Annotated in this window: 9 protein-coding genes; 3 read left to right on the top strand and 6 right to left on the bottom strand. The window is 53.8% G+C overall.

Going from position 1 to position 22,883, the window contains the following annotated elements:
* Positions 1-69 precede the first annotated feature (69 nt).
* Both Pla22_RS22750 and Pla22_RS22745 read left to right on the top strand, forming a co-directional pair.
* The gene (locus Pla22_RS22750) at positions 70-2,634 is read left to right on the top strand and encodes a circularly permuted type 2 ATP-grasp protein (protein ID WP_242632274.1); all 2,565 of its coding nucleotides are present in this window, start codon (positions 70-72) and stop codon (positions 2,632-2,634) included.
* On the top strand, positions 2,631-3,569 hold the full coding sequence (locus Pla22_RS22745) for a transglutaminase family protein (protein WP_242632273.1): 939 nt from the start codon (positions 2,631-2,633) through the stop codon (positions 3,567-3,569). The genes Pla22_RS22750 and Pla22_RS22745 overlap by 4 nt, the downstream gene beginning before the upstream one ends.
* 16 nt (positions 3,570-3,585) lie before the next feature.
* Here the strand turns inward: Pla22_RS22745 and Pla22_RS22740 are convergent, their stop codons facing one another.
* Genes Pla22_RS22740 through Pla22_RS22730 form a run of 3 tightly spaced genes read right to left on the bottom strand, consistent with a single transcriptional unit; the run spans position 3,586 to position 9,455 of the window.
* Positions 3,586-6,936, bottom strand: coding sequence for a transglutaminase family protein (locus Pla22_RS22740; RefSeq protein ID WP_146517065.1), 3,351 nt, complete (start codon positions 6,934-6,936; stop codon positions 3,586-3,588).
* Entirely contained in the window at positions 6,933-7,883 is a 951-nt protein-coding gene (locus Pla22_RS22735) for an alpha-E domain-containing protein (RefSeq protein ID WP_146517064.1), read from the bottom strand. The genes Pla22_RS22740 and Pla22_RS22735 overlap by 4 nt, the downstream gene beginning before the upstream one ends.
* A gap of 60 nt (positions 7,884-7,943) precedes the next feature.
* Positions 7,944-9,455 (bottom strand): circularly permuted type 2 ATP-grasp protein, encoded by a 1,512-nt coding sequence (locus tag Pla22_RS22730; protein WP_242632271.1) that lies wholly within the window; start codon positions 9,453-9,455, stop codon positions 7,944-7,946.
* A gap of 499 nt (positions 9,456-9,954) precedes the next feature.
* On the opposite strand from Pla22_RS22730, the gene Pla22_RS22725 reads away from it, so the two are divergent.
* Positions 9,955-10,533: a hypothetical protein gene (locus Pla22_RS22725; RefSeq protein ID WP_146517062.1), complete on the top strand. Its 579-nt coding sequence runs from the start codon at positions 9,955-9,957 to the stop codon at positions 10,531-10,533.
* Between the two features lie 28 nt (positions 10,534-10,561).
* On the opposite strand, the gene Pla22_RS22720 is transcribed toward Pla22_RS22725, so the two are convergent.
* The 3 genes from Pla22_RS22720 to Pla22_RS22710 all read right to left on the bottom strand — a co-directional run bounded on the left by Pla22_RS22720 (position 10,562) and on the right by Pla22_RS22710 (position 22,780).
* Positions 10,562-19,243, bottom strand: coding sequence for a Calx-beta domain-containing protein (locus tag Pla22_RS22720; protein ID WP_146517061.1), 8,682 nt, complete (start codon positions 19,241-19,243; stop codon positions 10,562-10,564).
* Positions 19,244-19,470: 227 nt separating this feature from the next.
* Entirely contained in the window at positions 19,471-21,027 is a 1,557-nt protein-coding gene (locus tag Pla22_RS22715) for a type III PLP-dependent enzyme domain-containing protein (RefSeq protein ID WP_146517060.1), read from the bottom strand.
* Positions 21,028-21,208: 181 nt separating this feature from the next.
* Positions 21,209-22,780, bottom strand: coding sequence for an acyltransferase family protein (locus Pla22_RS22710; protein ID WP_146517059.1), 1,572 nt, complete (start codon positions 22,778-22,780; stop codon positions 21,209-21,211).
* Between the last annotated feature and the right edge of the window lie 103 nt (positions 22,781-22,883).

Here is a 22,883-nt window from a genome sequence, read left to right as displayed (position 1 = left end):
ATATTTTTACTATTGGATGACGCCCACGTTTTGAGCGGTGCATCGGGTCTCACTTGCGCGGGATAAAGATTGACTCAGGTTGCCACCAACGAAACGCTGTTTCAAAGTTACGAGGCACGGCCCAGTAGCTTCGACGAGTTCAAGTCGCACGATGGTGTCGTACGTCCAAAGTGGCTTCATATCCGTGAGCATTTTGGAAAGCTTGGACCGTCCGGCATTGGCGATGCCATGGCTGAAACGGAGCGTTTGGTCCGCGAGAGCGGTGCTAATTTCCGAGCCGTGCAGGGCGACCGACAAGGGATTCGTCCGTGGCGACTTAATGTGGTGCCACTGGTGTTGAACGAAAGTGTTTGGCGAGCTCTGGAATCGGGGCTCAAACAACGCGTTCGTGTTCTCGAGGGTGTCCTAGCAGACTTGCTGGGCGAACAACGACTGCTTCGTGAACGCATCATTCCCGCTGAACTGCTCTGTGCGAATCCGAGCTTTGCACGCGCTTTTCATGAACTACCGTCTTTGAAGCCAAGGTTGGACCTAACCGCGACTGATCTTGCTCGCGATCGAGACGGTTCTTGGTGGGTTACGGGAGATCGCACTCGGGCACCAAGCGGTCTGGGTTATGCCTTGGAAAACCGAGTGATCATTAGCCGCGTGTTTCCGAATCTTATTCGAAACAGCAATGTCATTCGCCTGGCATCGTTCTTTGCTTCCTTGCAAAACCATTTCAACTCGCTTGCGGCTCAACGTCGCGATAACCCACGCGTTGCAATCTTAACGCCCGGCGAAGATAGTTACCGGCATACTGAAGACGCCTATTTGGCGCGATATCTCGGCTACACACTCGTTCAAGGTCGAGATTTGGCCGTACGAGGAAGTCGCTTGAACGTTAAGACGCTCGGCGGTTTGCTTCCCATTGAAGTCCTTTGGCGTCACGTTTCCGATCGCAAGTGCGATGCCCTGGAGCTCGATCCAACGGAACTTCAGGGAACGCCTGGAATGTTGCAGGCAGTTCGTGCCGGGCATGTCGCGGTCGCTAATAGTTTGGGAAGTATGATCGCTGAAATGCCGGCACTGCTACCGTTTTTGCCCGCGGCCTCGAAGTTTTTATTCGGAGAACCATTAAAGCTGCCTAGCATTGCGACATATTGGTGCGGCGGTGCCAAGGAGCGCGCATATGTGCTGGAGAATTTGGACAAGCTTATTCTGCGACCCGCGTTTGCGATCTCGGGAGACCCGCCTATCACTCCCTCTGAAATGTCAGCGGAGCAGCGGCAAAGTCTTACTGAACATATCAAGGCCAAGCCATTCAAGTACGTCGCTCAGATGCGTCCGTCTCGAAGTACCACGCCGGTTTGGGAAAACGGACAAATGCAATCTTGGTACTCGTCGCTAAGGACGTTCCAATTGCAAACGACTAGCGACGTCGACGTGTTGCCCGGCGGATTAGCGCGAGTGACGCCTGATCCAGCGACGCTTGAACATAGTCCCACCAGTGGTCGGTTGGGCCAGGATTGTTGGATCGTATCGGATGGTCCGGTAGACCAAGTGACGTCATTGCTAAGTGTTGCAACGACAAGCATTGAACTCACGCGAGGCGGCGCTGAGTTGCCCAGTCGGGTGGCGGAGAATCTGTATTGGCTAGGTCGAAGCGCTGAACGCACTGAGGCGATCGCTCGACTATTGCGAGGAACGCTCATTCGCATGACCGGCGAAAGCTCGGTCGAAAGCACGCCGGAACTCTTGCACATGGTGAAGGCGTTGGCGGCATTGGGCCAAGTCGACGCGACTTACGCCATCGACGAGTTTCGTGGAAATGTGCCGGCAATGGAAACCGTGATTCCGCAATCAATTTTTGATACCGAAAGCGGTAGCGGATTGCGAGCGGGGATCATCGACATGAGCGATAAGGCGTCTGCGGTTCACGACCGCATTTCACTCGACGCTTATCGTATTATCAGCAAAGTAGGGGAGCACCTCTATCAACTAGATCATGCGCAATCGAAAGACCTGGGAACGGTAATCATTCAACTCGACCGAGTGATTACCGATCTGCAGGCGCTTGCTGGTTTAGCGAGCGAAAGCATGACGCGAACTCACGCGTGGCGTTTCTTGCAGTTGGGTCGACGAATTGAACGGGCCGCTCAAACCGCCGAACTTTTGTCCGCAACACTCAACGAGCCCGCCGCAGACGAACGATCGACGCTAGAGGCACTCTTGCAAGTCACCGACAGCTTCATGACCTACCGATCACGCTACTTATTGCAAATGCGACCTTTGGCGGTCATCGACTTGTTGGTCAACGACGTTTCCAATCCTCGTTCGATCGCTTTTCAACTACAAGATATTGAGCAGTTGCTATCCCAATTACCGGGTGACAATCGGAAGCTCGGGTTGGGTACGGACGAGAAACTCGCACAAGGTCTTTCGCACGTGGTGCGAATGTCCGACCCTGCTGAGTTGGCGGTGATCGGAGATTCGGGGCGACGCGAGGTATTAGCAACACTAATGGACCTGTTGATCGAAGGCTTGCCGAAGACTTCTGATGCAATCGCAGCACGCTATCTCATTCACACCAACGCTACCCAGCAATTGACACAGCGAACGACTGATGATCTGCCCGGAGTTCACCAACCGTGAATCAACTACAAGGTCAAACTAACGTGAGTGGCGAGGAGAACGCCTCGACTCGGTATCACATCAGCCATCGAACGATGTACAAGTACTCGGCGCCGGTTGCGATTTGTCAAAATCAGTTACGCATGATGCCTCGCAGTTTGAAACGGCAAACGTGTGAAACGATTTGTCACCATGTCGAAACGTTAATCAAGCCTGAACCGACGGTGACCCAACAGCACGTCGATTACTTTGGCAATCAAGTGATTGCGTTCTCGGTTGAGTCCCTACACGATGAACTTGACATTCTGGTTCAAAGTGATGTGACCGTTAGCCAGACGATGGAAATCAAGAGTTTGGTTTCGACACCTTGGGAAAGTGTGCTGGAATCCATCAACAATGCGACTGACCCTAATTGGTTGTTTGCGAAAGAATTTCAATACAACTCTCCGCGAATTCATCGCCGGTCTAAGTTTGCTGAGTACGCGGCTCCCTCGTTCCCCCAGGGGCGACCAATCATCGAAGCCAGTTTGGACTTGACCAAGCGTATTCATCAGGACTTTGCTTACGACAGCAAGGCGACTCACGTCGGGACGACCACCGAAGAATCGTTTCTTCTTCGGGCGGGTGTATGTCAAGACTTTTCGCATGTCCAAATTGCATGCCTGCGATCTCTCGGAATCCCCGCGTGTTACGTAAGCGGCTACTTGCGAACGGTTCCGGCTGACGGCAAGCCGCGAATGACTGGGGCGGACGAATCGCATGCGTGGATCAGTGTCTACACTGGTCCTGAATTTGGCTGGATCGATTTTGACCCAACGAATGCCTGTGCCGCCGACACCAATCACATTCCCATCTGCATCGGGCGTGACTACAGCGAAGTGAGTCCGATGCGAGGCGTTGTTATCGGTGGCGGTGTTGCCACGCTCAGCGTTGCCGTCGATGTGATCGAAGTTTGATCGTCTCGACCTAGTCTTAAGTCCTTCGCAAATCCAGCGTTACGGGATATTCCCCACCGCCGACGTAGCCAATGTCATCCGGAACGTGGATGGTACCACCGGTCATGCCCAGGGTTTCAAAGCGAGCCGCTCGACGCGATTCTGCCTCGTTAGCATTGATTGGGAATCTTTCGTCACCACGTCCGCCTGGTTCGAAGACGTGATAGGTGCATCCGCCGATTGATTGTTGGTTCGCAACATCAACGATTTCGAAACGCAGGGGTGAATGAATCCCGATCGTTGGATGCAAGCAACGTGGGGGTTGCCATGCGCGGAACTTGATTCCGGCCACGTATTGGTTCACGACTGCGGTCTGGTGCAAGGGAACGTTGACTCCGTTGCACAACACTCGGAAACGCGTCGAATTGAATTGGTCGAGCTTTATCTCGATTCGTTCCAATGATGAATCGACGAACCGTGCCGTTCCACCGCCGGCGGGCTCTTCACCCATCACGTACCAAGGTTCAATGGCCGAGCGAAGTTGCAGCTTCATGCCTTGGTAGTTTGCTTCACCAATTTTGGGGAATCGGAATTCCAAGTGAGGTAAGAACCATTCGGGTTCGATCTTGGCATGAGGCAAAGAGACTTCGTTCAAGACATCCTTCAGGTCCTCCCAGACAAAGTGAGGCAGCATGAATTTGTCATGCAACGACGTTTGCCAGCGAGAAAGCTTTTGCTTGTAGGGAGTCTTCCAAAATGAGGCAACGATCGCACGAATGAGCAATTGCTGGGCAAGGCTCATTTCCGCGTGAGGCGGCATTTCGAAGCCTCGCAATTCAACCAATCCTAAGCGACCCGTAGAACTGTCAGGCGAATACATCTTGTCGATGCAAATTTCCGCGCGGTGCGTGTTTCCGGTTAAGTCGACCAGCAAATCACGGAACAATCGGTCAACCATCCAGGGTTGAAAAGATTCGCCCGGATGCGGAACCTGGTTCAACGCGATTTCCATCTCGTAGATCGCATCATGTCGGCTTTCGTCGAAACGAGGGGCCTGGCTAGTTGGGCCAATGAACCGACTGCTGAACAGGTAGGAAAGTGATGGGTGATTGTTCCAGAACGCAATCATGCTCGCCAGCAAATCCGGTCGTCGCAAGAACGGACTTTCCGACGGTGATCGTCCGCCGAGAACAATGTGATTGCCTCCGCCCGTCCCGGTGTGCCGTCCATCAAGGTCAAACTTGTCCGTTCCAAGTCGGCAATGCCGGGCTTCGTGATAGAGCGTCTGGGTCAATCCGCATAAGCTGTCCCAATCGGCAGATGGCTGCGTGTTGACTTCGATCACGCCGGGGTCTGGCGTTACTTTGAACAATTCAACTCGATCATCCGGCGGCGGTAGGTAGCCTTCGATCACGACCGGTAGTTTCAAGTGCTTTGCGGTATCCTCAATGGCCTCGACGAGATCAAGGTAATCTTCAAGCCGCTGAGCAGGGGGCATGAAAACATACAGTCGACCGAATCGGCATTCCACGCAAAGCGCTGTACGGACTACGTCGCCGCTAGTCGGAAGGTAGGCGTCATCTTCTTCATCGAGCGTCTGCTCATTGATCGGCAACCCGAGGTCGGCTTCTTGTGGATTGTCGCCGTCACGAATCACCTCCGCTTCATTTCCCTTAGGGAAATTGGCGTTCGAAGGTAACGGTCCTCGCGGAACAGTGGGGTCAAGGGGTTCGGTGTAGAAAGCACTAGACGCAACGCTTGATGCCGGAAGAGTATCGAGCGGCAACCGAAGTCCAATCGGCGAATTACCAGGTAGCAGGTAAACCTTACCACCGCGAACAGGCCAATGGCCACCAATCCAGCCCGGTCGAGCCTGCCACCAAGCACGGCGTATCGGCATCACAAAACCAACGGGCGTACCCAGTCCGTTTTGAAACGTGCGGATCATCATTGCGCGTTCGTTAGGATCGCTCAACTTTGGATCGGTAGGATCGACATCGATCGGCAAGCGGTTCTCGCTCCACAGATAATGGAACGTGTCTTCGTAGACTGGAAACGTTAGCTTGGCGCTAATGTCTAACTCGCGAGCCAGGTGACGAACGAAACGATTCGCATCTTCCGACGTGAATCCGTAATCGTGACCTTCATCGGCCAATAAGCTAGGGTCTCGCCAAATAGGTTCGCCGTCTCGACGCCACAGGCAAGACAGTGCCCAACGTGGCAAGGATTCGCCCGGGTACCATTTTCCTTGACCGTAATGCAGTAGCCCACCTGGCGCGAACTGATCTCGCAGTCTCAGCAGCAACAGGTTACTTAGCACTCGCTTCTCTTCGCCGACTGCGTCGGTTGTCCACTGCGGATCTTCCATGTTGTCGATCGAGACAAACGTGGGTTCGCCACCCATGGTCAATCGCACATCACCAGCTTCAAGTTCCTTGTCCACCTCATGGCCCGTCTGCATGATGGCAGACCATTGATGTTCGGTGTAGGGCTTCGTGACGCGAGGGTCTTCGTAGTGCCGACGCACTGACATCGCGTGATGGAATTCAACTTCACAGGGTTCGTGTCCGCCGGTGATCGGCGCCGCGCCAGTGAAAGAAGGGGTGCAAGCGAGTGGAATGTGGCCTTCGCCAGCAAACAAACCGCTGGTAGGGTCCAAGCCGACCCAACCCGCGCCGGGTAGGTAGACTTCGGTCCAGGCATGCAGGTCACAAAAATCTTGTTCGGGCCCCGAAGGTCCATCGAGCGACTTTTGATCGGCGGTCAGTTGAATCAAGTACCCCGACACAAACCTCGCGGCCAATCCAATTTGACGTAAGGATTCGACCATCAGCCACGCGGAATCACGGCAAGATCCACTGTTGATCGTTAAGGTTTCTTCCGGAGTTTGAACGCCGGGTTCCATTCGTACCAAGTAGTCGACGCGATCCTTGAATCGCTGGTTGACACTGACGAGAAAATCAACCATTCGGTCTGCGGACTTGGGTAGCGAGTCGACCCATTGAGCGAACTTTGGCGTCATCTCTGGCTTCACCAAATAGGGTGCCAATTGTTGACGCTCATCGTCGGCGTATTGGAAAGGCCAGTGATCGGAATCCTCTTCGACAAAGAAATCGAAAGGATTGATCACGGTCATGTCGACGATCAAATCGACCGTGATTTTCAGGTTTTGGCAAAGTTCAGGAAACACCAACCGTGCGATCGGATTGCCAAACGGATCTTGTTGCCAATTGCGAAAATGGTTTTCAGGTTCGATCGTTAAGCTGTACGCTTCGATCGGCGTTCGCCCATGGTAGGCCGGACGCAAACGCACCAACTGTGGACCAACGGAAATTGGGCGTTCGTAGACGTATTCGGTTTCGTGGTGGAGTGCAACGCGGATGGTCATGAAGGAACAGCTGAATGAAAGTAATCATGATTCATCGCTGCACCAATTTGGTTTAGTTCAGTTTGCAATGAATCGATGAATTGGTGCATGCCTGTCGAGAGGACTTGTTGGACGTCCGTGCTGACGAGCCGATCGTGCAGCGCTTTCGCAAGCGGCAAGGTTGTATGTTCAGAATCTGAGTTCGAAAAACCTTGGATCTCCGCGAGTGATTCACACATTCCAAACAAGCAAAATGTGATCGAGCGTGGAAAACGATGATTGAATAGAAAGAACTCAACCACGTGTTCGATGCTAATCAAGTGATGTTGGCGACGGTAGGCTTCGACACCACTTATCGCGGACAGAAGCGCCGACCACTGCAAATCGTCTATTGCAGTGCCCACATCATCCACCTGCGGAAGGATGTTGAAATACTTCACATCCAAAATGCGTGACGTCTTGTCGGCTCGCTCGAGCAGTCGTCCGACGTTTGCGAAGTGCCATCCCATGTCGCGAGGCATAGTGCTATCGAGAACGCCGGTCCATTGGATCGCGATTCGTCGAACGGCATCGAAGAAATCGTTGGGCGATTCTAAGGACGCTTGGTTCGATGCATCACGCACAAACCGGTAAAAGTCATTGATCTGTTCAAACGCTTCGGACGAAAGCGACTCGCGAACACCCCTGGCGTTTTCTCTCGCTTGGCGAAGCGATGACAACATTGAATTCACGTAAGTGTCATCAAAGGCCAAGAACTGGGTCACCGTATCAGCGTTCGCTTCTTTAAAACGCTCGTCAAACGCTTCGTTGTCGGCGGTGACTTGGACTAAGGGCTTCCAAGGATTGAGCAGATTTTCAGGCTGATCGAGGATCAAGTTGTGAGTAACTTCGAGAAACCGTGCCAAGTTCTCGGCACGTTCGATTTGCCGGCTCATCCAATAAATTGATTCAGCTACGCGGGAGAGCATCTTTGATGGAGGGTTGCGAGGAGACTAATTGAGAGAAGGGAGGTAGGATGGAATTCGCTTTTAAAGTTCCGCTACCGCCTGGCCAGCGTCGGCATGAACCCAGGTGTCTTTGCTGCCGCCACCCTGCGATGAGTTAACGACCAATGAGCCTTTACGAAGGGCAACGCGCGTCAGCCCACCGGGCATGACCCAAACGTCGTCCCGACAACAAAGCACATATGGGCGCAAGTCAACGTGTCGTCCTTCCAGAGATTCGCCCACCACGGTCGGAACTCGCGAGAGAGATAGCGTCGGCTGAGCCACAAAGTTTCGTGGATTTTCTTTGATCTTCGCAGCGTAGGCGTCCCGCTCAGTTTTCGTCGAATGGGGACCGATCAAAATTCCGTAACCGCCCGATTCGTTTGCCGCTTTGATTACCAACTCGTCCATGTGTTCCAAGACGTACTTGCGATCGTCGTCTCGTAAGCAAACGTAAGTTGGCACGTTGGGCAGTATTTGCTTCTCGCCCAAATAGTATTCAATCATGTCGGGGACATAGGCATAGATGACTTTGTCGTCCGCGACGCCGGTGCCCGGGGCATTAGCTAGCGACACGTTGCCAGCACGATACGCACGCATTAGTCCAGCGACGCCTAGCACTGAATCTTTGCGGAACACTTCGGGGTCGAGAAAAATGTCGTCGATTCGCCGATAGATCATGTCGACCTTTTGCAAACCGTCGGTGGTACGCATGTAGACAAAGTCGTTCTTGACGATGAGATCCCGACCCTCCACCAACTCGACGCCCATCTGCAGAGCAAAGAACGAGTGTTCGTAGTAAGCGCTGTTGTAAACACCCGGCGACAACACAACGACGGTGGGGTTCTCAACCGTCGGTGGTGCCATCTCACATAGCATCTCGTAAAGGTGAGCCGGGTAATCGCTTACCGGGCGAACGCTGGATGCTTGGAAGAGTTGCGGGAAGTTCTTTTTCATCAAGAACCGGTTTTGCAACACATACGACGCGCCTGATGGGCAACGCAGGTTGTCTTCTAGAACGTAGAACGCGCCGGTGTCGTCTCGCACAAGGTCGGTGCCGGTGACATGACACCAAACATCGTTAAAAGGCTTTAGCCCCATGCACTGTGGCAAGAACGTCGCGGCGGAGTCAATCAGTTCCTTTGGCAGGATGCCTTCTTGAACAATCGCTTGTTTCGAGTAGATGTCCGTCAAGAACATATTCAGGGCACGAATGCGTTGCTTCAAGCCAGCTTCGATATGGTTCCAGACGATCCCGGAAATGATCCGAGGGACGACGTCGAACGGCATGATCTTTTCCGTGCCGGCTTCGTCGCTGTAGACCGTGAACGTAATGCCCATTTGGAAAAGCGATTTCTCGATCGCTTTTTGCCGCCGCATCAATTCGCCGGCGGGCATTTGGCTGATCAGATTCAGCAGATTTTGAGCTTCCGGGCGAGCAACGCCACGCGGATCCACGATCTCGTCAAAAAATCCCTGAGTTTGGTACGCGCCCAAGGCATTGCCTGAACCGGTAGCCAAACCTGCAGTGGACTGATTTTGTGACTGGTTCATAGACATAGATCACGGATCTCAAAAGATGCGAAATACGGGTCAACGAAGACCCACCAAATAAGAGTCCGTAACCAATTCAGAAACTTGCCTAGAGTTCCTGAGTATTGGTCCGCCTAACGGGATACCGGATTGTAGTACATCGATCGTACATTGATAGCGAGAAGCCCATTTTCTCTTTAGTCGGGCGTCTTTCGCCTCCTAAAATCGGAATCTCTGGATAGTTTGACGCCTTGCCAATCAACGAGTTCGCTCTCCTGCAAGGCAGCGTCGCGGTTGGTGGCTCGCCTTAGTCGGAACCATCAAACCTTACAAACCCCTGTGCGGATCGTCCCAAGGTGTGTCGCTGAGGCACGAGAATGGTTCAGATTGCGAAAATGTATGCAGATTCGACAAAACCCATGCAAGATGCCCATCAACGTGGTCGATGGCAATCGTGCAACCGGTTCTGATTTTCCGGTTTGGGTTGGAAAGAAGATCAATCGAGGAAGGCGACAAGCTTATGAGTCGACGAATTGCATTATTGGGATGTTCCACAGCGTTCGCATTGGTTGCCGCACTGGGCAGCGGTGTCGTCACGTACCTTCACGCCCAGTCGCCCATCGACGGACTTTCCAAGGCCCCCGGTGAGGCCCAACTTGGCACCGTTCAAGACGATTCGAATCGTCGCAAGCCGACTTTGAGCGCTGTCACGCCAACGACAAAAGTGCCAGGATCGTTGATGCGATTAAAGCTGGAATCGTCGCACGAAGTGATGGAAGGATTGTTGCGGCGAGACTTCGACAAGATTGCAGAAGGAGCACGGCAAATGAAACGAATCAGCGAAGCAGCCGAATGGCCACGGGCACGCGATGAAGTTTACGAGCACTTCAGCCAAACCTTTCGACGCCAATGTATTCAACTCGAAAGTCTGGCTAGCCAGAGGAACCACGAGGGTGTCACGTTCACCTACTTGGGCATGACGAAAACATGCGTTGATTGCCACGACTACGTGCGCGATTCCCGAAAGATCGCAGGGCCGCAAGAAGGCGATGTGCGTCTGATTCCTTCTCACTGGCCCGAGCGAGTATCCGGTCGGTAAACGCGAACTCTGTTCGCTGGGCTTCATGCTAATTGACGGCCGACAACAAGGAGACGTCGGCATCGCTGATTTCTTGGTCCGCCCCAAAGTCCATTTCGTTGATCGCCACGTCCGTTGAATCACCGGCCAACGCAGTCGAAGCGGGATACGATGGCAGAGAATCATCGTTGTCGAAACTCGCGACACCACCAACGTCGCCGCTGTTGATCAACGCATCGACCGACGCGGGGTCAGCCTGCGACACGGAACCGATGGATGCAATCTCACCTTCGGGAACGGGGAACTGACTAAACGAATCCACTGAAGTTGATTGGCGAGCCAAATGATTGACGACAAGCAATGCATCCAGCGCACTGATGTTTGAATCGCGATTGACGTCTAAGAACATGCTTGCTTGGCTGGCAACTTGCTCGCCCTCGCCACTGGATTGGCGGGCAATGGAATTGATGATGACCAACGCATCGCGTGCGGTGGTCTGACCATCCGCCGTGGTGTCAGTCGGTTGCAGGATGTTTGTCCCGGGGAAGTGCGAAAGTGCTTCATAGCCGTTTGACGATTGCACCGAATAGATGCGATCAGTGGATTGAGGCTCAAACACGATCGCATAAAGGCCGCCCGCGTTCACGGTAGCCGTGGCGATGCCATTGATCATTTCGCTGATGGGTTGTACATCGCCATCTAGTATTCGAATGGTTTCGCCCGCGGTAGCAAAATCAATCGGCGTCACCGTCACGATGGTGTCGGTCAACGCTTGGAAGATAATTGCGGTCGGGAGACTGTCGCCGGGAATGATATGTGCCCGGGCAACCAAAGACGGAACCATGATTCGGGTTTCCCGCTGCGGACGGTCGTCGTCGCGAATGACACCTTCGGCGGCAGCGGTCGTGATGGTCGCACCCTCGCTGGGATTGGAAAGCGTCACCGAAAATCGTTCGTCAGCTTCGACGTCATTGTCGCCGCTCGCCGTGATGGTCACGATTTGGCTGGTTTCGCCCGCGGCAAACTGAACCGTCGTCACCGGAAACGTTCCGCCAAAGTCGTCGGCATCAGTTGGGTTCGCACCCGCACCGCTCACTGACACTTCGGCCGATGCCGCGACGTTTAGGTTTCCGCTTCGAGTCACCGTGAAGGTAAAGTCAGTCTGGCCGGCATCACCCTCGGCGCGGTCTGCTTGAAGCGATGTGATTGCCAGCGTAGCGAGTGCGACCACATCTTCATCGTCGTTCACAATTAAGCCGGTTGCCGTATCGGTGACAATGGTCGCTTCCGAGGAAGGGTTGCTTAGCGTTACGGTGAATCCTTCGTCGGCTTCGATCGTGGTGTCGCCAGCTACCGAAATCGTGATCGTCTGAGACGTCTCGCCATCGGCGAATGTAACGGTGCCACTGGGGAATTCAGCGTCAAGGAAATCGTCAGCGTTAGCGGGTGAAGTGCCGCTACCGGTGACGATGTAGTCAACGGTGGTCGTTCCCGTCGTTGCATCAGCTCGCGTTACCGTAAAAGTAAACGAAGTGGTGCCCGAATCTCCTTCGTCTTGTTGTGCATTGGACGCGGCCACCGACAAGGTTGGATTGGGCGTCACGATTACATCGTCGTTGCGAATGATGCCGTCTGCGGAAGCAGCGATAATGATCGTGTCGCCCGAGGGATTGCTTAGCGTGACGGTAAACGTTTCGTCGTTTTCGACAACCGTGTCGCCCAACACTTCCACCGAAATCGCTTGTGTGGTTTCGCCATCAGCAAAGGTGACGGTACCGGTCGCGAAAACGCCATCAACAAAATCATCGCTGCTGGCCGCATTGGTTCCGCTGGCCGAAACGGTGTAGTCGACCGATGTGGTTCCCGTTGTCTGAGCCCCTCGGGTGACCACAAAAGTAAACGCGGTGGTGTCGGCGTCACCTTCATCGTTATCCGCATCGTCCGCCGCGATGGCGACAGTTGCACCAGGAGGAACATCATCGTTTCGGATGGTCCCCTCGGCTGTTGCGGTTGAAATCGACGTGCCGGAGGAAGGATTGCTTAGCGTGAGCGTGAAAACTTCGTCCATCTCAATCGATGTGTCGCCGGTGACATTCACCGTAATCGTTTGAGTCGTTTCACCATCGGCGAAGGTCACCGTCCCGCTGGGCAAAATGGTGTCAGCAAAATCGTTCGAATCAGCGGGGTTTGAGCCGCTTCCCGTGACGGCGTAGTCAACGGTTGTGGTGCCGGTCGACGGTGTGGACAGAGTGACGATAAACGTGAACGCAGTCGAGTCAACGTCTCCCTCATCTTGGTCGGCATTGTCACCAGCGATCGCCAAAGTTAGCCCCGCATCGACATCATCGTTGCGAATTCTGCTGGTAGCTTCGCTGGTCGTCAGGTCGGTGTCGCTGGGTGGATTAGTTAACGTCACCGTGAAGGTTTCATCGGGTTCAATAGTCGTGTCGCCAGTCACATTGACGGTAATCGTCTGAGTGGTTTCTCCCGCAGCAAACGTGATCGTTCCTGATGGCAGGACGCCACCTTCGAAATCGTCGGCATCAGCGGGTGTGATGCCGCTTCCGGCGACAACGTAGTCAACCGTTGTGACGCCAGCGGTCGACAATCCGCGAGTGACGGTGAACGTGAACGGGGTCACGCCTTCGTTCCCCTCGTCTTGGTTGTCGCTGTCGGCTGCAATGGCTAACGTTACCGTGGCTGCTTCGTCATCATTGCGAACCACTGCGGACGCCGTATCGGTCGTGATGCTGGCATTGTCCGATGGACTGTTGAGCCGAACTACAAACTCTTCGTCTGGTTCAAATGTCGTATCGCCAACGATTCCGATAGTGATCGTCTTGGTTGACTCGCCCGCTGCGAACGTGACGATCCCGTTGGGTATAGCATTGTCGGCGAAATCGTCAGAACTTACGACATCGGTCCCGGCGAGGTCGACTCCGTACGCCACCGTCGTGACGCCCGTGATCGAGCCGGAACGAGTGACGGTAAATGTAAAGTCGGTGATGCCGGAATTGCCTTCGTTCTGATCTGCGTTGTCGGTCGCGATGGCGAGGTTGATATCGTCATTGCCGATGATTGTCGCAGCAGAATCGGTCGTGATTAACGCATCACCAGAGGCATTGCTAAGGGTCACGACGAACGATTCGTCGACTTCAAGTTCCAAATCCCCGGCGACGTTAATCGTGATGGTTTGTGTCGTCTCGCCATCGGCGAACATGACAGTGCCACTTGGCAATACACCGCCAACAAAATCTTCAGCGCTGGCTGGGTCAGAACCGTTTCCGGTGACGGCATAATCCACCGTAGTTGTTCCCGTGGTCACAGAACCTCGAGTCACGGTGAAAGAAAATGGAGTGGTCCCCGAATTTCCTTCGCTTTGAATGTCGGCGTCCGACGCGATTGAAAGCGTAGCACCGGGTGGATCGTCGTCGTTGAGTATCGTTGCACTAACCGATGCTGTAATAATCTCTGCGTCACCCGATGGATTACTTAGGGTGACTGCAAATCGCTCATTCATTTCAATTGCAGTGTCACCGGCAATGTCAATCGTGATGGACTGCGTGGTTTCACCGTCGGCGAACGTAATGGTTCCGCTGGGGAACTCATTGCCCGCGAAATCTGCTTCATCAGTGGGGTCGCTTCCGTCGCCGCTAACGGTGTAGTCAACGGTTGTGATTCCATCGGTCAACACTGATCGCGTGACCGTAAACGTAAAGGAAGTCGATTCCGAGTTGCCTTCGTCTTGACTTGCGTTATCCGCGCTGATGGCAAGCGACGGGACTAGTACCATATCATCGTTAAGAATCGTGCCGAACGCGGCATCCGTGATCAACGTTGTGTTCGAGGACGAATTACTCAATCGAACCAAGAAACCTTCGTCCGGTTCAATGGTGGTGTCACCGGTAACGTCAATCGTGATCGTTTGCGTCGTTTCGCCAGCGGCAAACGTGACGGTTCCCGACGGGAAGGAACCGCCTAGAAAGTCATCAGCCGTTGCGGGCGAAGTGCCGTTGCCGACGACGACATAGTCAACCGTCGTTACTTCGGCCGTGTCGGCGCCTCGCGTGAGTGTAAATGTGAACGATGTACTGTCTGAATCACCTTCATCGATGTCAGCACTTTCCGCAGCGATCCTAATCGTAGAGCCTTCGGATACATCATCATTCAAAATCGTCGCGGACGCGGACGGCGTAATGATGGTCGACCCGGTGGACGGGTTAAGCAATGTGATCAAGAAGGCTTCATCCGTCTCGACAGTAGAGTCGCCAGCTACGTTAACAGTGATCATTTGTGTCGTTTCGCCATCTGCAAACGTCACGGTCCCAATCGGCAGTGAACCGCCGGCGAAGTCGTCATCGCTGACCGGATTCGTTCCCGCACTGGTCACGGCATACTCGACCGTTGTGCTTCCGGTAACGTTGACTGCTCGGGTGACGGTGAATGTGAACGACGTTGCACCGGCGTCCCCTTCCAACTGACTGTCATTGTTGGCGGCAATGGCAAGCGTTGCGTCGGGGGCGGCGTCGTCATTTAGGATCACCGCGTCCGCAGTGGCGGTTGTAATCGTGGCATCCGACGAAGGGTTGCTCAACGTGACGGTGAAAGTTTCATCCATCTCGAAAATTGCGTCACCCGCGACGTCGATTGTTATCGTTTGGGTCGTTTCACCGTCTGCGAACGTCACCGTACCGGAAGGCAATGTCGCCCCGGTAAAATCGTCGGCATCGGCTGGTGATGTTCCACTTCCACTGATTGCATAGTCGACCGTGGTGGTGCCGGTTGTCGAATCTGCTCGAGTAACCGTGAAGGTAAAGGACGTGTCACCAGCATCGCCTTCATCTTGATCGGCTGCGTCAGTCGCGATGGTCAGCGTGGCTGACGGAGCGACATCGTCATTGCGGATGATGCCGGTTTCGATCGCGGTGGTAATGGTTGCGCCAGCAGAAGGGTTGCTGAGCGCGATCGTAAAGGTTTCATCCATTTCCACAACGGCGTCTCCCGCGACGTCGATCAGGATAACCTGAGTCGCTTCGCCATCGGCAAAGGTTACCGTCCCCGTCGGCAATGTGCCGCCGAAGAAGTCCTGGGCGTCGGCAGGGTCTGTGCCAGTCCCGGTGACGGCATAGTCGACAGTAGTGGTGCCCGTGGTGTAGTCTGATCGCGTGACAATAAAGGAAAATGACGTAGCACTTAAATCACCTTCGTCTTGATCGGCTGAATCAGCCGCGATGGTAAGCGTAGGGCTTGGTGCAATATCGTCGTTTCGTATCGACCCCGTGGCCGTCGCATCGGTAATCACAGCATCCGTGGACGGATTGCTAAGAGTGACGGTAAAGGTTTCATCCATTTCCTCTACCACATCGGCAGCCACGTCGATCGTAATGGTTTGCAGCGTTTCACCATCAGCGAATGTCACCGTCCCGGTCGGGAATGCAGCGCCGACGAAATCATCTTCGCTGGCCGGGTCGGTTCCGCTTCCCGTGACCGCAAAATCAACGGTTGTGGTCCCCGTCGTCGAATCGGCTCGCGTTACCGTGAACGTGAACGATGTCGACGTAGCGTCTCCCTCATCTTGGTCTGCGGTCGTCGCGGCGATCGCAAGCGTTGCACCTAAAGGAACATCATCGTTGGTAATCGAGCCGTCGGCAGATGCAATCGTGACCACCGCATCGGTAGACGGATTACTCAAGGTGACGGTGAACGTTTCATCCAATTCGACAGTCGTATCGCCTGCGACGTCGATCGTAATTGTTTGAGTTGTTTCGCCATCGGCAAACGTCACCGTTCCGGTTGGTAAAACGCCTCCGGTAAAATCGTCAGCGGCAGCGGGGGTTGTTCCACTTCCAACTACCGCGAAGTCGACCGTGGTTGTTCCCGTTGTGGAATTGGCTCGCGTGACAGTGAAGGTGAATGAAGTTGCGTCCGCATCGCCCTCGTCTTGATCAGAAGTCTCAGCGGCAATTTCCAACGTAGGACCGCTTGCGAGGTCATCATTCCGGATGGTGGCCAAGGCCGATGTGGCGGTTGTGTCGACTTGCGAACCCACCGATGGATTGCTCAACACAACATTGAACGTGTCGTCTGCTTCAGTAGCGGTGTCGCCGACCACGTTAACGGTAATCGTCATCGTCGTCTCGCCATCTGCAAAATCAAGCGTGCCGGTGGTCAGTTCCATGTTTTCAAAATCCGTGGCGTCGGCCGGACTCGTACCGGTTCCCTCCACAGCGAAGTCAACGGAACTAGCCCCAACGGTGTTGACGCTGCGAGTGACCGTGAACGTGAATGCGGTGACGCCGGTATCACCCTCGTCTTGATCGGCGGTCGTTGCGGCGATTGAAAAAATGGCGTCGTCGGTGGAAACGGTTCCCGTTCCTTCAAACGCACCAATGTCAGCTTCGCTGCCTTGCGGTCTGGCTTGCCCGCGTTGGTCGACGTCCAGGCCCGCCAAAACGCCCGCGTCAATCGCAGGACTACCCGCGAGTAACTCAATCGTCTGAGTCGGTCCGCTATTGTCAGCAAGGGTGCCAATCACTGGATCGGTGTCAAGAAGGTCCGACGACGCGGAATTCACAATCGTCGCATCAGTAGTGTCCCCGACAATATTGTTGCCGTTGCTTGTGATTGAACCTGAAATATCTGGGCCAGTCGTAGCGGTATTGGTCCCGATGATCGAGTTGATGGAGGTGACGGTTCCATTCGCGACTCCGATACCACCGCCGATTGCCGCCGTGTTGGCTGCGATGGTCACGCTGGTCAGGTTGACGGTTCCATCTTGGATCGCGATGCCTCCGCCCAATCCCGTAGCTGTATTTGCGGCAATGGTTGAGTTCGTGATCGACGTACTGCCCGTATCGCCAAGATTAAACACACCACCCCCGTCGATGGACGTGTTGGCGGCAATCGTTGATCGCTCAATTGTCATGGTTCCCGTGGCGCTGTTCCAAAGACCACCGCCTTCAAGTGCTGATATATTGCCGGAGACCGAGCTATCGATGATCGTCACTGAACCGGGGCCACTGGTGTGCAGGCCACCACCGTTTCCTGGGCTGGCGATTCCAGTCGGTCCTGCTGTGTTGTTGTCGAGCGAGACATTGGTCAGGGCGACTACTCCATCGTTGTTCTCAATTCCTCCGCCGGCTCGACTAGCGACATTCGACGAAATCACTGAGTTTGTTGCTGTGACTTCACCTTGATCGTTGAAGATTCCTCCGCCGCTTCCCATGGGGCTTGGGAAAACGATTTGACCTCGGATCTCGCCGCCACCATTGTCGCTGCTGTGGATATTTACATAGGCACCACCGGTTAGTATCGCATCAAGGTTGGCGCTGGGAACAGCAACATCATCTAATCGCAAACGGATACCTGCACCGTCGTTGACCCAACCGTTGGTGCCAAAGTTGATCTCAACGGCTCCGTTGACTCCAACGTCGCCGATATGAATGTGGGCACCCGACAATTCCGGCAGCGCGGTGTCATCGGTCAGCTCGATCCCTTCGACGTAAATATCGACACGAAGTGTTTGTGCTTCTGCGTCATAAATTAGCAAGGCGTCGCCAAAGGCATCCGTGATGACCGCCGGATTTTCTTGATCGCCTGAAAGGGAAAACGCGGCAGCGCCGGCTGCCACATTGTTCGTAACCATCGTGTCAAAGATGTCGATGATCCCGCCTGCGTTGAACACACCACCGCCTCCTTGGTCGGCACCCATCCCAGCGGCAATGTTATTGGTGATCACCGAGTCGGTAGAAATAGTCATCGTGCCGCTGTCGTTCCACAGGCCGCCGCCTTCGGATGCGGCAAAGTTTGCGTCGATGGTGCTGCCGATAACTTCTACGTCGGCGGTGCCGGTCACATGCAGACCTCCCCCATTGCCGGGTGCAGCAAACCCGGCGGGACCTGCCATGTTTCCGGAAAGCGTGACCCCATCAAGCGTTGTCCCAAATCCTGATCCCGAGTTGTCTTCGATTCTTCCACCTGCCCGATTGGCAACATTGTTGCGGATGATCGAATCAGTGACTGATAGAGTTCCAATCTCCGCATTAAAGATAGCACCGCCGCTACCTGATGTTCCCGATGCGACGTTGTCTTCGAAAGTAGAGTTTGTGATCGTGACTATGCCACCATCGTTAAACAACGCACCGCCACCTTCGGTTGACTCATTCCCGGTGGCTTCACTCGTTTGGATGGTCACGTCGTTAAGCGTGAGTTCCTGGAGTCGGTTCACCAGAATTGCACCGCCGATGTCAGCAACCCCTTCGATCAAAGTTAAGCCATCGATGCTTACTTCATTAGGAATCGTAAAAATCGTTCCGATGTCGATCGAAAAAATTCGCGATGCAAAATTCCCCGAAATGGTCACGTCTGTCGCATCGCCCAGCGAAATTGCGACGGCATCACTAATCGTCAACTGGCTCGACAACGTGATCTGAGATAAGCCGCTCGCGAACGTAATGGTGTCGACTATGTCGGGGCCAGCTTCACCAGCGATCGTATCCGCATTCACCACCGCATTGGTATTGGATGCCTGCAATGCTTCTCGAAGGCTGATCATTCCATCATCCGCGACCACATCTTCGGCGGTATCAACCACGTAGCTTGCGAGCACGCGGCGGTCTTCCAAACGCTCGCCTAGAAGACTTCGGAATTTGGAACGCAGACGGTTGCGAGTTCCAACGGCGGTCGAGTTTCGATGCGGTTTGCCCATACTGACTGGTTGCCTTGCGAACATGATGTATTACTTACCTAAGTTGCGTGAAGCCTGTATTTGACTCTGTTTTAACAGCTCGAACCACAGTCGTGCGCCATCTGGTCCGTAATTCCCAGAACTTCGCAACAGGCTGTTCATCCGCAAAAAGTCGCCCAGATTGCTGGTTTTTACGCAGATGCGGTTGATTGCTTGCCACCGACACGCAGCTAGAAAACTGGCCGCTGAACGTCAATTTGGTTCACGTCGCTTCAATTAGGCGTATGGCATTCGTTAGCGAGCGTTGGGGCCGACGAATGAGTGAGGTCTAAGGCACCGGTGGACCAAATTAGATTCTTCGCCAGCGGCATTTGATGGGAAGGCGATTCCATCATGTGCATCCAGTAGCCTGCCGTATTCGGAATCATGACGATGTCGCCAACGCGAACACCCTTGGGAAAGTGAAGGCATCTCAGCATTATCAAATCGGTTTCCGTGCAATAGGCGCCGACAAGATAGCCATCGATGGGTTGGTCATTCGCTTCGTCGTTGGAAGCACAGCGACTAGCTTCGCGGAATGTTGTTCCCATCGCCGACGGTATCAAGATCGGATCCACCATGTGTTCATCATGAGTCGTTCGGCATTGAGTGTGGTTCATCGCCAACCCAATCAGCCAACGATCTTCACGCCGTTTGCGAAACTCAACCCGCGCGAGTGTCACCCCGCAACCGTCCAGTAAACTGCGTCCTGGTTCGCATCGCAGTTGCAAGTTCAAACGTATGAACTCATTTCCAATCGACGATCGTGAACTCATGCTTGAATCAACGTTTTCAAACGGCGTGTCCAGGAGTTCGCCTAGCCACAAGGATCCCACGGGACCTTTAAAGCAGGGGTAAACGTTGGGGACACCTTCAATACGATTGCCGTTGATGTGTCGACCTAATTTGTGATTGTCGTGCGTTATAGCATCGCGTCGGTCTAGCATGGCATCGCCATGTTGGATCCAAAAGTCGTCCCACTGACTTTCTTGATCGAGATAGCCAACCGGAATTCCGCCCCCCATGTCGACAAATCGGATTGCATGACCTGCGGACCGGAAACGCTCGACGATTACCAGTGACTGACGCAAGGCCTCGACTCGTTGCTGTATGCTAGCGCCGTGCAAATGGAAATGTATTCCCTGAACGTTCAATCGGTGATAGTCCAAGGTCATCAGTAAGGTTTCGATTTCGCTGACATCAAAACCGAATCGCGATTTCAACGGTTGTCCATCGCAATGGAAGCCGCTTATTCGGATAGCGATTGGGGGCGGTGTTGTAAACGACTGCAACGAAATGATTTCGTCGTCGTTATCGATCACTGTCAAGATTTGTTGTTGGCTGCATCGGCGAAGCAAGTTCACACCCTTCACCGCCGCCGTGCAAACGATATCGTTCGCCTTGGCTCCCGCTTCCAATGCCCGCTCGAGTTCTTGCAAGCTGGCCACGTCGACGCCTAGCCCTTGGTCAATGGCCGTCTTCAAGAATGCCGAGCATTTGTTGGCTTTCATTGCGTAAAACACTCGAAAGTCCAACAAGCGTTCACGACCGCACTGAACCAACGACGCCATGTTCTGGCGCATCAAATCGGGATGGATCAAATGCAGCGGCGAACCGTGACGTTGGATCATTTCTGCCAACGTGCCACTGCTAATCGCTTCCACCATCCATGGTTCAACCTTTGCGTCCAATGGGCACAATCCGACGCAATGCTTACGAAAATCATTCTCGCCTTCGCGATGATTCGACGACGCGGAATCCGCGGCATCAGGGTTAGCGGTGGAAGACATCGCTAAGCACCGAAATGCCGCTAAGTACCGGGGTACCGCTAAGTAACGGGATATCGCTTCGCAGCGAGACAACGCATTGGAACAAGTCGTATTCCTTTTAACTAGCTAGACCAGCGATTTCAAATGACCATCAGACCATGGTGCCCTATGTCGGGATCCTTCTGATGCCGTCACGCAAGTCTTAGCGTTCGAGCAGTACCGCTTCAAGGACACGGTCCGACTCGGGTGTCCGTGAACGTTTGCCATTCAACAACGTTCCAATCGGCGTGTAACGAATGAACCAGTGATAGCTCAGCAGCAAAATCACAGTCGTTACCGAACATACGATGGCAAACTTGATCGCCGCTGGTAGCTGATAGTGATACACCCAATACTGGACATAGATAATCAATGGAATATGTGCCAGGTAAAGCCAATAAGATGAATCCGACAAGTATCGCATCGTGGCGCTAGGATGCGAAAGGTGTTTGCGGAATAGCCCCATCATGCCAAACGTCATCATCCAAGCGAAGCAAGACTGAGCAAGAAGACCACCCCAACGCATTTCGGCGTTTTCCATATGCGTCAGAATCAATCCAACGGGGAATACGAGCAACAGGCAGGCTGGAATCGTGACCCACCACAAATTGCCAATTTGCAGTTGCCCATGTTCAGAGCGTTTCTCGCGATCAAAACAGATTGCTCCGAAACCAAAAAACAAAGCGTAGTAAATCAACACGGATGGTATTGGCAGCAATCCCAACGATGTATCAGGTCCAAATCCAGTGCCAAAATTCCTCATGAAACTTTGTGCTGCCATCGTTGCGGGAATTAGCCACAAATAACAAAAGCGGCCCGTCATCCAATCCGGTAACGCCTTGAAACGCAGCCATCTGGCGACTGTCATCACAATCGCAAAGCCAGCGACAAGCCATGTGAGAAACCAAAGAAACCAAAGGTGACCGAAGAGAGGAAAGTCAAAGAGCAACCCCCGAAGTTCGCCTGCTTTTGTCGCAACCTGTCCGTCGGGAACCTTGGGAAGCAGTCCGGCAATCCTCCTGCGACCAGCTTCAACTTCATCTCGTTGAACTTGCACCTTGGACAGATCTGCGAGCCATTGCGTGATTCCCCAGGGGGCAGCCAGGACCGTGTTGGGAAGGTCACCATTATGATTAGCAATGTTCGGGTCGGCACCGCGAGCGAGTAGAAGTTCGACAACTTCAACGCGTCCGAAAAATGATGCAATCAACAATGCCGTTGCACCGTCGGCGGATCGTTGGTCGATGTCGGCTCCTTCATCAATCAGCTTGCGAACTTGTTCGACATCACCACTTGCTGCCGATGCAAAAATGTCGGTTGGCGACTCGGTCGGCTGAGTTTCCTGTGTCGCCTGAATTTGTTCGCCGACGTATGCCGATACTATCCAGTTAGCGGGAATGATCGTGATCAGGCCGATTAGCATTGGCACCAAAATGCGTTTCGTCCGTTGCCGCAGCAAGGACGCCATCCCGCGACGACGGTAGAGCATCATGGTGAAGTAGCCGCTAATCAAAAAGAACAGCGGCATGCGAAAGCCATGAATCCCGGCCAACAACCACGCAAATCCCTCGCTTGACACCGGATCTTTGACCGCCCATCCGCCAGCGCCGGGAATGAACGAAATTGCCCCGTGCAGCACAATTCCTAGCAACATCGCCACCCCACGCAGTGCATCCATGTCGTGTCGACGACGTTGGGGCGTTGGCGAGAATGACGGGTTCAACTCGTTTGACATCTTCAATAACTATTAACAACGCGGAACTTGCCTCGGTTTGGCGTTGTTATATTCGCTTGGCGACAGCTCGATATTGGTTTCAGTGTGTATCAATGCGTAAAAT

The sequence above is a fragment of the Rubripirellula amarantea genome, assembly GCF_007859865.1.
GTDB lineage: Bacteria > Planctomycetota > Planctomycetia > Pirellulales > Pirellulaceae > Rubripirellula > Rubripirellula amarantea.
This window is presented reverse-complemented; position numbering and strand designations above follow the sequence as displayed.

Coding starts and splice junctions, on each gene's coding strand:
- Pla22_RS22720 (WP_146517061.1), bottom strand. CDS start 19,243: ATGTTCGCAAGGCAACCAGTCAGTATGGGCAAACCGCATCGAAACTCG.
- Pla22_RS22715 (WP_146517060.1), bottom strand. CDS start 21,027: ATGTCTTCCACCGCTAACCCTGATGCCGCGGATTCCGCGTCGTCGAAT.
- Pla22_RS22710 (WP_146517059.1), bottom strand. CDS start 22,780: ATGTCAAACGAGTTGAACCCGTCATTCTCGCCAACGCCCCAACGTCGT.
- Pla22_RS22725 (WP_146517062.1), top strand. CDS start 9,955: ATGAGTCGACGAATTGCATTATTGGGATGTTCCACAGCGTTCGCATTG.
- Pla22_RS22740 (WP_146517065.1), bottom strand. CDS start 6,936: ATGACCATCCGCGTTGCACTCCACCACGAAACCGAATACGTCTACGAA.
- Pla22_RS22730 (WP_242632271.1), bottom strand. CDS start 9,455: ATGAACCAGTCACAAAATCAGTCCACTGCAGGTTTGGCTACCGGTTCA.
- Pla22_RS22735 (WP_146517064.1), bottom strand. CDS start 7,883: ATGCTCTCCCGCGTAGCTGAATCAATTTATTGGATGAGCCGGCAAATC.